10 protein-coding genes are annotated in these 7,122 nt (G+C 66.7%); 4 read left to right on the top strand and 6 right to left on the bottom strand.

Going from position 1 to position 7,122, the window contains the following annotated elements:
• Positions 1-132 precede the first annotated feature (132 nt).
• A complete protein-coding gene (locus tag VG561_RS21060; protein WP_423179942.1) occupies positions 133-1,053 on the top strand; it encodes a class I SAM-dependent methyltransferase in 921 nt (306 codons plus the stop codon).
• Positions 1,054-1,056: 3 nt separating this feature from the next.
• On the opposite strand, the gene VG561_RS21055 is transcribed toward VG561_RS21060, so the two are convergent.
• Both VG561_RS21055 and VG561_RS21050 read right to left on the bottom strand, forming a co-directional pair.
• Positions 1,057-2,025, bottom strand: a complete 969-nt coding sequence (locus VG561_RS21055) for a polysaccharide deacetylase family protein (protein ID WP_423179941.1) — start codon at positions 2,023-2,025, stop codon at positions 1,057-1,059.
• A 63-nt stretch (positions 2,026-2,088) separates the two neighbouring features.
• Positions 2,089-2,733 carry a hypothetical protein gene (locus VG561_RS21050; protein WP_014645753.1) on the bottom strand — a complete coding sequence of 215 codons (645 nt, stop codon included), beginning with the start codon at positions 2,731-2,733 and terminating at the stop codon, positions 2,089-2,091.
• Positions 2,734-2,871: 138 nt separating this feature from the next.
• Between VG561_RS21050 and VG561_RS21045 the strand changes: the two genes are divergently transcribed.
• On the top strand, positions 2,872-3,552 hold the full coding sequence (locus VG561_RS21045; RefSeq protein WP_014645752.1) for a hypothetical protein: 681 nt from the start codon (positions 2,872-2,874) through the stop codon (positions 3,550-3,552).
• Positions 3,553-3,662: 110 nt separating this feature from the next.
• Here VG561_RS21045 and VG561_RS21040 read toward each other — a convergent pair whose 3' ends face one another.
• On the bottom strand, positions 3,663-3,836 hold the full coding sequence (locus VG561_RS21040) for a hypothetical protein (protein ID WP_005415066.1): 174 nt from the start codon (positions 3,834-3,836) through the stop codon (positions 3,663-3,665).
• Between the two features lie 9 nt (positions 3,837-3,845).
• On the bottom strand, positions 3,846-4,658 hold the full coding sequence (locus tag VG561_RS21035; protein WP_111206141.1) for an alpha/beta fold hydrolase: 813 nt from the start codon (positions 4,656-4,658) through the stop codon (positions 3,846-3,848).
• 221 nt (positions 4,659-4,879) lie between these two features.
• On the opposite strand from VG561_RS21035, the gene VG561_RS21030 reads away from it, so the two are divergent.
• Both VG561_RS21030 and VG561_RS21025 read left to right on the top strand, forming a co-directional pair.
• A complete protein-coding gene (locus VG561_RS21030; protein ID WP_423179940.1) occupies positions 4,880-5,359 on the top strand; it encodes a nuclear transport factor 2 family protein in 480 nt (159 codons plus the stop codon).
• 75 nt (positions 5,360-5,434) lie between these two features.
• Entirely contained in the window at positions 5,435-5,851 is a 417-nt protein-coding gene (locus VG561_RS21025; RefSeq protein ID WP_126411663.1) for an XVIPCD domain-containing protein, read from the top strand.
• Positions 5,852-5,892: 41 nt separating this feature from the next.
• On the opposite strand, the gene VG561_RS21020 is transcribed toward VG561_RS21025, so the two are convergent.
• Both VG561_RS21020 and VG561_RS21015 read right to left on the bottom strand, forming a co-directional pair.
• A complete protein-coding gene (locus VG561_RS21020) occupies positions 5,893-6,465 on the bottom strand; it encodes a hypothetical protein (protein WP_134808463.1) in 573 nt (190 codons plus the stop codon).
• A gap of 77 nt (positions 6,466-6,542) precedes the next feature.
• A complete protein-coding gene (locus VG561_RS21015) occupies positions 6,543-7,115 on the bottom strand; it encodes a hypothetical protein (protein WP_423179939.1) in 573 nt (190 codons plus the stop codon).
• Positions 7,116-7,122: the final 7 nt, after the last annotated feature.

The following is a 7,122-nucleotide window of genomic DNA, read 5'->3' as shown; positions in this document are numbered from 1 at the left end:
AATCCGGCGTGGGGACCCAAGCTACTTCTCGGTCGCAAGACCTGGATCCACACGGTCGCCCACGCCGGGCTCTCGGCCCCCAAGGTGCCAGATCGGCAAGAGATAAGATCCACGCCATGCGTGGATGCAGGCATGGTGGAGCCTAGGGCGGGCTCGGCTCTACAACAGCTGCGGTACCATGCCCTCCCCCGAACCGCCCCGGTACCCGCCGTGCCCCATTACACCGGCCCCCTGCTGACCCGCGACAGCGCCGATACCCTGCGCCGTGCCCATGAAAAAGACGCCGCCGACTGGCAGGGCTCGCTCGACCTCGGGCGCAGCCAGGACAGCGTGGCGCTCGATGCGGACGGCTTCCACTTCCGGGGCCAGCCCTATCCCTGGCCGGGCAAGCTGAAGGACCGCACCCTGTACTACTGGGATGGCGAGGACTTCGCGCCGATCTCGCGCTACAGCGGCTCGCTGATCAAGCTGGTGCCGACCGAATGGGGCGCACCGACCTTCGAGATCGACGGCATCAAGATGCTGCCGACCTCGAAGCTGTCGCCGTTCGAGGATGCACGCCGCAAGGTGGAGCTGGTCGCCCCGGCCGGCAAGGTCATCCTCGATACCTGCGGTGGCCTCGGCTACTTCGCCGCCTGTGCGCTGGAAGCCGGTGTCGGCCAGATCCGCTCGTTCGAGAAGAACACCGATGTGATGTGGCTGCGCACGCTCAACCCGTGGTCGCCGGATCCGGACTCGGCTGCCGCCGGTGGCCGCCTGCAGTTCAGCCACGGTGACGTCTCGCAGCAGATCGAACAGGTGGCCAGCACCAGTGTCGACGCGATCCTGCACGACCCGCCGCGCTTCGGCATCGCCGGCGAGCTGTACTCACAGGTGTTCTACGACCACCTCGCCCGCGTGATCCGCAAGGGCGGCCGCCTGTTCCACTACACAGGTGCGCCGAACAAGCTGACCAGCGGCCGCGACGTGCCGCGTGAAGTGGCCAAGCGCCTGGAAAAGGCTGGTTTCAAGGCCGAACTGGCGCTGGACGGCGTGCTGGCCGTCAAGCGCTGAGCCTTACTCCGAATCGACCTTGGCCAGCTTCATCACCCACGCCGGCACCTCGGGCTCGCCGGCGTAGAAGTCCTTCGGCTTGTTCTCCGCCATCGCCCAGCGGTGCAGCCAGCTAGGGCCATAGCGGCCGTTGTAGCCTTCAGCACCCCGCGCATACGCGGGGTCACGCATCGCCTCGTCCAGCGAAATGAAGCGATAGCCGCGGCGCTTCGTGGCCGCCACCAGTTCGGCGAAGGTGGCCGCGTTGAGCTCATTGGCGTGCATCAGCCACACCTGCGGCAGCGCGTACCCCAGCAGCGCCTGCGACTGTTTCTCGTAATAGTCCAGCTTGTTCAGCATGTACGGCACGTAGCCCTTGCGCAGCTGCGCCAGCGTCGCCGCGCGCGCGGGCGAGTCCGCCTGCTCGTTCATCACGTTGGCATAGGCGAACGCCCACACCCACTCACCGTTGTCCACCGTCACCGGTGCCACGCGGTAGCCATGCTGCTTGAAGAACGCATCCATCTGCACCCGCTCATCCGCGGTGCGCCCGGCACGCAGGTAAGGGGGGCGCATCCACTGCGGCGCCTGCGCCTTCTCGGCCAGCAGCGGCCGCAGCACCGTCTCGCCGCGCAGGAAATCCTGCTGGAACGCCGCCAGGCCCTTCGCATTCAGATCCATGTGCGAGTACGTGTGATTGCCCAGCACATAGCCGGCATCGCGCCAGTCGCGCAGCATCTGTACCCGCGTCGGCTGCACCTGTCCCTCCACCTCAAGCTTGTTCTCGTTGACGAAGCCCACCACCGGCACGCCAGCCTCGCGCAGCTGGGCCATCAACGCTTCATGCCGCGCCTGCAGATCCGGCGGCACGATCTGGTCCAGCCGTGCCCACGGCAGATCATCGATGGTCACCGCGATACGGCGGTCCACCTCGGCGGCATGCACCGCCAGCGACAACAGCAACAACGGCAAAGCACGCAGCAACAAGCGCATCGGGTCTTCCTGGAGTGGCGAGGCGTCGACTGTAGCGCGATTGCCGCGGGCCGCCGAGCGTGCTCAGCCCGCCCGGGCCCGCGCGATCGCACGCCACAGGGCAACGCCGCCGGCCATCGCGGCCAACAACAGCACCGTCAACACCAGCGCCAGATCATCCGGATTCCGCAGCAGTGGCGCGTTCACCCGCGTCAGGATGTGGAACACCACGCGCTGCGCCTGCTCCAGCGGTACATCGCCCTCCGACACCAGCTCCACCAGGCACGCCGTGGGTGACAGCCGCGCCACATTACTCCACGCATCCTCGTACAGGTGCAGTACCCATCCGGCCAAAGCCAGTGCGCCACCGTGCAGCACCATAAGTGCCACGTTCGCCGTGCGCAGCCGATCGCGCAGCCACAGCGCACGGCTTGCGCAAACCGCCATGGCCCCCAGCAAGGCCAGCACCAGGCCTACCCATGGAATCCAGCCCAGGGGTTGCCAGTCATCCAGTGCGCCCGCACGCGCCATCACCTGTTCGGCAACCTGCAATCGCGCCTGCGCGTCCGGGCCCCCACAGGCCACCGTCACCGGCTCCAGCAACAGCTCCACGCGGTAATGGAAGAAGCCGGCAGCCAGCACCACAGACAGCAGCGCGACCCACTGGAGCATCAACAGGATCGGCCCCTGCCCACAGATGCGGCGGATTCGGGAAGTGGCGGCGCTCATCGGTTCATCCATGACAGCAAAGAGCCATCCTAACCAAGCGCTTCGCACGTGTCGGCTGGCGGATGCGACACGCACCACGCAGCGCCGTTACGATGACGAGGTTGATTGAATCCGTGTGTGCCAAGCAGGATGTTCCCGATGGTGATGCTGTATCTGGTGGTACGAACGCTGCTGCCACTGCTGGCGTTCGTGCTCGCATGGTGGCTGCTCTCGCGCCTGATCAATGCGCGCGTCGCCCGGATGCCACGCGTCCCGTTGAACCTGCCGGAGCACAGCAGCAGCCCCCGCAGGAAGGATCGACGCATCTACGCGCGCAAGCTGCGGCGCAAGCCGGGCCTGCGCACGGCAACCCGCGCCGCCACCGCACCCCGCAGCTGGCACGTCGCCGCGGCCATCCTCTCGCTGATGGCGCTGATCGCCACCGTGCTGGTCATCCCCGATGGCGCACGCTTCCAGGTGATGGTGGACAATCTCACCGGTTATGCGGGAACCGTCGTCGAGGCGCAAGTTCCCGTGGCCGCACAGCCCGTCGTGCTGGAGGCATGGCAACCCGCGCTCGCACAGCTGGGGCGGCCCACGGCGATGCGCTACCCGATCGGTCGCACCGGCGGTGAGCATGAAGCCCATGCGGTCGTGCCCGTGCAGGTCCGGCAGCAGGGCGACCGCCTGCAGGTGGCCATCGCGCTGCCGTTGGACACCGAAATGCTGCGTGCGGAACTGGCACGGCTGGCCGGGTTGCCAATCGAGGCCATTGACGTACAGCAACGCGAGGTTGCGCCATGGAGGGAGTCGGGCTGGCAGCCACTGCCCGGCCCTTAGCGCCGAGCCCATGCTCCGCTGCCCTTTGCCCCTTCTCCGGCTGGCACGCGCCCCGCGCGCCAGCCGAGCATCGGCTCGGCGCTACACCAGGCCCACAGCCAGCCTTTGAATCACGACCCACGCGGCAGCTTCGCCGCCCACATGTTGTCGACCAGGTTGGGATAGCGTCGCCCGTTCTCCTCGGCACGTTGCCGTGCCGCCGCCTTCTGCGCATCCGATAGCGGTTGCGACGTCTGCCCCTTGGGGTTGGGCTTCTTCCATGGGGGGGTTCTGGTCTGGCGCATGGCCGCAGCTTAGCGCTTCAGGAAGTTCAGCAGGGCCAGATTGAAGCGGTCGGCGTGGCTGGTGTTGCAGCCATGTGGCGCGCCTTCCAGGATCACCACTTCGCTGCCTTTGATGGCCTTGTGGGTACGCTGGCCGGAGCCCTCGAACGGCACGATGGCATCGCTGTCACCGTGCAGGATCAGCGTCGGCACCGTGATCTTCTTCAGGTCATCCCGGAAATCAGTGGTGGCAAACGCGTGCATGCAGCCCAGTGCCGCCGTCTGGTCGGATTGATGGCACAGCGCGATCGCCGCCTGGCGCGTCTCTTCGGTCACCATCAGCTGGCCATTGGCGCTGAAGAAGTCGCGGGTGAAGCCATCGAAGAAGGCTTCGCGGTCCTTCTCCAATCCGCTGCGCATTTCATCGGCCTTGTCCTGGGTCAGCGGCCCCTCCGGGTTGTCGTCACTGCGCAGCAGGAACGGCGGCACCGCCGCAGCGAACACCACACTGTGCAGGCGATCCTGGCCGTGGTTGGCCACGTAGCGCGCCACCTCGCCACCGCCCATCGAGAAACCGACCAGGGTGACATCGCGCAGGTCACGTTCCTCGATCAACCCCGCCAGATCCGCCGCGAGGGTGTCGTAGTCATAGCCCTCGGCCGGTTTGTCGGAGCGGCCAAAGCCGCGCCGGTCGTAACTGATGACCCGATACTGGGCATCGCGCAGGATCGCCACCTGGGTCTTCCAAGCATCGGCGGACAACGGCCAGCCGTGGATCAGGATCACCGGGCGGCCGTCGCCACCGGTATCTTCAACATGCAGGCGGATGCGGGAAGCAGGCATGGGCGCTCCTGTGGAAGGGGAGGAGTGCAGGCTAGCGGCCGCGCCCTGTGGCAGCCGTGAGGGAATCACGCCCCCTCGTGACATCGCCTGCACATGCCGCCACGCGAAGCCGCACCGGCCTGGCCGGCCTTCGCACCGCGCCCAGGCGGTTTCGTCGCAAGGCCGTACCGCCGCGGTCACCGGCATGCCAGCCTTCGCGCACCGTCTCCTGGAGTTTCGCCATGCTGCTGCTCACCCTGCCCCTGCTGGCCGCCGGCCTGGTTGCCGCGCCAGCGCCGCCCGATGACCTGCGCGAGCAGATCCGCCAGGCCGATACCCAACTATTCGCCCTGGCCTTCGAGGCCTGCGATGCCGACAAGGCCGCCGCGATGACCACCGAAGACATGGAGTTCTTCCATGACAAGGACGGCAAGTCGGCCAGCAACCGCGAGGATTTCCGCCGCAGCGTAGCCAACCTGTGCGACAACGCGCGCAAGGGCGGCTGGCGCCTGCGGCGCGAGCTGGTGGACTCCTCGCTGCAGGTATTCCCGCTGCACGACGAGCGGGCGCTGGAAATCGGCGACCACCGCTTCCACGAGCGCGGCAAGGACGGCGTGGAGCACTGGGTCGGCCAGGCCCGTTTCATCCAGGTCTGGCGCCGCGTGGACGGGCACTGGCTGGCCGAACGGGTGATCAGCTATGACCACCGGCCGGCGGACTGACCTTTCCGGCGTCCTTCACCGGCCGGATCTATACTGGCGCAGTTCACCCCGACCCACCGCTACCGTTCGATCGCCATGGCAGAACTCACCCCCAACCACCCCGACTATGGCCTCCATCAGCAGGTCCGCCAGGGCGTGTCCGCTCTGGATGCCCAGCATGGCCGTGCGTTCGACCAGACCAGCGAGCGCCTGACCGCCAGCCTGACCGTACTCGCCCGCGAGCAGGGCCTGCAGCAGGTCGACCACGTGCTGGTCAGCAACGCCACGGCCCAGCACCCGGCCGGGCACAACGTCTTCGTGGTGCAGGGCGACCCGGCCAATCCGGCGCACCTGCGCGCGATGATGCCGACGGCCGTGGCGGTACAGACGCCGGTGGAGCAGTCGATGCAGAAATTGGGGTTGGCCCCGCAGCAGCCGGCCGTGGGGTTAGTGCCCGAACAGCAGGCCCGTGAGCAGGAGCAGCAGCAGAACCCGGCACACCGTCTGGGCTGAGCCGCCTCCAGCGTTGTTGGCGGAGCGGCGCAAGCCTCTGATCATTTTCCCGACAGAGGGTCCGCGTGGACCCGCAGCTGTGCCGGGTAATGCTGGAGCAAGAGGGTGGGCTGCACCGTGCGCACATCGAGGCGGTAGCGGGCATCGGTTTCCATCGGCAGGGTGACGATGCTCAACCTGTATCGGCTGGCGTCCATCGATACCTGATGCGCGTAGCGCCAGTCTGCCGACTCATGCCATTCGGGTAGCGGCTGACCCAGACTGCGCGCCCTTGCCTGATGGACATCAGACGTTGCAACGTCCTGCCAGGCACCTGCGACCCAGCGCTGCAGGGACAGCTGGAAGGGAACATGAACATTGTCCATATCAGGCTCACTGTCAGGCCCGGGTCCATGTCGCTGCACCTCAAGATCCAGCACGTAGGGTCGACCCGGGTAGAAACTGCGGGCATTCGTCTCGAACTCGAACCGCACCGTCTGGCCTGGCTCGGCAAGGTTGATCGGCTTGACCAGATCCAGCGGCTCCGGTGCATCCGGTATGCGGCTGCAGGCGCCGAGTGCACCCGCCAGCGTGAAGATCAGGCCGGCGCGCAGCCAGCGGTGGATACCCAGCATGATGAAGACCCTTTGGCGTCCTGCCATGAAGTACCTATCCTGGCGAGCGACCAGTGGCGCCGCAACCAGGCGATTGATTACTTTCCGGCGGGACGGGCGGCATGGATCCGCAAACGGGCCGAGTAATCCTGCAGTGCCTCGGTCCTCTGCACCGTGCGCACGTCCACGCGGTAGCGGGAGTCAATTTCCACTGGCAGAGCAACCAGGCTCAGCGTGTACTGGCCATCACTGCCCATGTGCGGCGACGTATACCGCCATTCGCTGGATGCATGCCATTCCGGAAGCTGCTCACCGGCATTGAGCACCCCGGCTTGATAGCTGTCGTAGGTGGGAACATCCTTCCAGGCATCAGCACCCCATTGCTGCAGGGTCACCTCGAACGGGATCCCCATTGTGTCCACGTCAGGCTCGTCGGGCTTTCGCGTCTCTTGGCGCTGCAACTCCAGCTCCAGCGCATACGTGCGACCCGGGTGGAAGTTGCGGGCATTCGTCTCGAACTCGAACCGCACCGCTTGGCCGGACTGGGTCACGTTGATCGGCTTGACCAGATCCAGCGGCTCCGGTGCATCCGGTATGCGGCTGCAGGCGCCGAGTGCACCCACCAGCGTGAAGACCAGGCCGACGCGCAGCCAGCGGCGGATAGCCAGCATGATTCAG

Source organism: Stenotrophomonas sp. CASM110 (genome assembly GCF_049384345.1).
Lineage (GTDB): Bacteria > Pseudomonadota > Gammaproteobacteria > Xanthomonadales > Xanthomonadaceae > Stenotrophomonas > Stenotrophomonas muris.
The sequence above is the reverse complement of the archived record's forward strand: the minus strand, read 5'-3'. Positions and strand labels throughout refer to the sequence as shown.

Coding starts and splice junctions, on each gene's coding strand:
- VG561_RS21055 (WP_423179941.1), bottom strand. CDS start 2,025: ATGCGCTTGTTGCTGCGTGCTTTGCCGTTGTTGCTGTTGTCGCTGGCG.
- VG561_RS21035 (WP_111206141.1), bottom strand. CDS start 4,658: ATGCCTGCTTCCCGCATCCGCCTGCATGTTGAAGATACCGGTGGCGAC.
- VG561_RS21040 (WP_005415066.1), bottom strand. CDS start 3,836: ATGCGCCAGACCAGAACCCCCCCATGGAAGAAGCCCAACCCCAAGGGG.
- VG561_RS21050 (WP_014645753.1), bottom strand. CDS start 2,733: ATGAGCGCCGCCACTTCCCGAATCCGCCGCATCTGTGGGCAGGGGCCG.
- VG561_RS21030 (WP_423179940.1), top strand. CDS start 4,880: ATGCTGCTGCTCACCCTGCCCCTGCTGGCCGCCGGCCTGGTTGCCGCG.
- VG561_RS21060 (WP_423179942.1), top strand. CDS start 133: ATGGTGGAGCCTAGGGCGGGCTCGGCTCTACAACAGCTGCGGTACCAT.
- VG561_RS21015 (WP_423179939.1), bottom strand. CDS start 7,115: ATGCTGGCTATCCGCCGCTGGCTGCGCGTCGGCCTGGTCTTCACGCTG.
- VG561_RS21020 (WP_134808463.1), bottom strand. CDS start 6,465: ATGCTGGGTATCCACCGCTGGCTGCGCGCCGGCCTGATCTTCACGCTG.
- VG561_RS21045 (WP_014645752.1), top strand. CDS start 2,872: ATGGTGATGCTGTATCTGGTGGTACGAACGCTGCTGCCACTGCTGGCG.
- VG561_RS21025 (WP_126411663.1), top strand. CDS start 5,435: ATGGCAGAACTCACCCCCAACCACCCCGACTATGGCCTCCATCAGCAG.